This is a genomic window from Pedobacter steynii (assembly GCF_900103665.1).
GTDB lineage: Bacteria > Bacteroidota > Bacteroidia > Sphingobacteriales > Sphingobacteriaceae > Pedobacter > Pedobacter steynii.
Genome location: NZ_FNGY01000037.1, coordinates 1 through 1,817, shown reverse-complemented (window position 1 = coordinate 1,817; position 1,817 = coordinate 1). Strand labels below are relative to the sequence as shown.

General features: G+C 48.8%; 1 protein-coding gene. It reads right to left on the bottom strand.

Annotated elements, in window-relative coordinates:
* Positions 1-1,817, bottom strand: a 1,817-nt coding sequence (locus tag BLQ87_RS33955) for a hypothetical protein (RefSeq protein WP_218129475.1), incomplete at both ends; no start/stop codon positions are given.

The following is a 1,817-nucleotide window of genomic DNA, read 5'->3' as shown; positions in this document are numbered from 1 at the left end:
CCCGTACAGAACGTCAGGTTCCCTTCAGTAACCTCAACATCAGCTGCGCCGGGAATCAGGTTTACGGTAACCACCTTTCCTGCAGAAGCCGGGCTTGGACAACCGTTTTCGGTTACCACCACTGTATAGGTTCCGCTCTCATTAGCGGTATAGCTTTGCGATGTGGCACCGTCGATGATAACACCGTTTTTATACCACTGGTTACCTGCAGTTTTATTGGACTTCAGAATCACCTGATCACCCGTACAGAATGTCAGGTTGCCTTCGGTAACCTCAACATCAGCTGCCAGAGGAATAAGATTAACCGTCACTACTTTCCCTGCAGAAGCCGGGCTTGGGCAACCGTTTTCTGTCACTACAACCGTATAGGTTCCGCTGGTATTGGCCGTATAACTTTGCGATGTGGCACCGTCGATGATAACGCCGTTTTTATACCACTGGTTACCTGAAGTTTTATTGGATTTAAGGATCACCTGATCTCCCGTACAGAACGTCAGGTTCCCTTCAGTAACCTCAACATCAGCTGCGCCGGGAATCAGGTTTACGGTAACCACCTTTCCTGCAGAAGCAGGACTTGGACAACCGTTTTCGGTTACCACCACTGTATAGGTTCCGCTCTCATTAGCGGTATAGCTTTGCGATGTGGCACCGTCGATGATAACACCGTTTTTATACCACTGGTTACCTGCAGTTTTATTGGACTTCAGAATCACCTGATCACCCGTACAGAATGTCAGGTTGCCTTCGGTAACCTCAACATCAGCTGCTAGAGGGATAAGATTAACCGTCACTACTTTCCCTGCAGAAGCCGGGCTTGGGCAACCGTTTTCTGTGACTACAACCGTATAGGTTCCGCTGGTATTGGCCGTATAACTTTGCGATGTGGCACCGTCGATGATAACGCCGTTTTTATACCACTGGTTACCTGCAATTTTATTGGATTTAAGGACTACCTGATCGCCCGTACAGAACGTCAGGTTGCCGTCGGTAACCTCAACATCAGCTGCGCCGGGAATCAGGTTTACGGTAACCACTTTTCCTGCAGAAGCAGGACTTGGACAACCGTTTTCGGTTACCACCACCGTATAGGTTCCGCTGGTATTGGCCGTATAACTTTGCGATGTGGCACCGTCGATGATAACGCCGTTTTTATACCACTGGTTACCTGTAGTTTTATTGGACTTCAGGATCACCTGATCTCCCGTACAGAACGTCAGGTTCCCTTCAGTAACCTCAACATCAGCTGCGCCGGGAATCAGGTTTACGGTAACCACTTTTCCTGCAGAAGCAGGACTTGGACAACCGTTTTCGGTTACCACCACTGTATAGGTTCCGCTGGTATTGGCCGTATAACTTTGCGATGTGGCACCGTCGATGATAACACCGTTTTTATACCACTGGTTACCGTTGATTTTATTGGATTTAAGAACTACCTGATCACCCGTACAGAACGTCAGGTTCCCTTCAGTAACCTCAACATCAGCTGCGCCGGGAATCAGGTTTACGGTAACCACCTTTCCTGCAGAGGCAGGACTTGGACAACCGTTTTCGGTTACCACCACAGTATAGGTTCCACTGGTATTGGCCGTATAACTTTGCAATGTGGCACCATCGATGATAATGCCGTTTTTATACCACTGGTTACCTGCAGTTTTATTGGATTTAAGGACTACCTGATCACCCGTACAGAACGTCAGGTTCCCTTCAGTAACCTCAACATCAGCTGCGCCGGGAATCAGGTTTACGGTAACCACCTTTCCTGCGGAAGCAGGACTTGGGCAACCGTTTTCGGTTACCATCACCGTATAGGTTCCGCT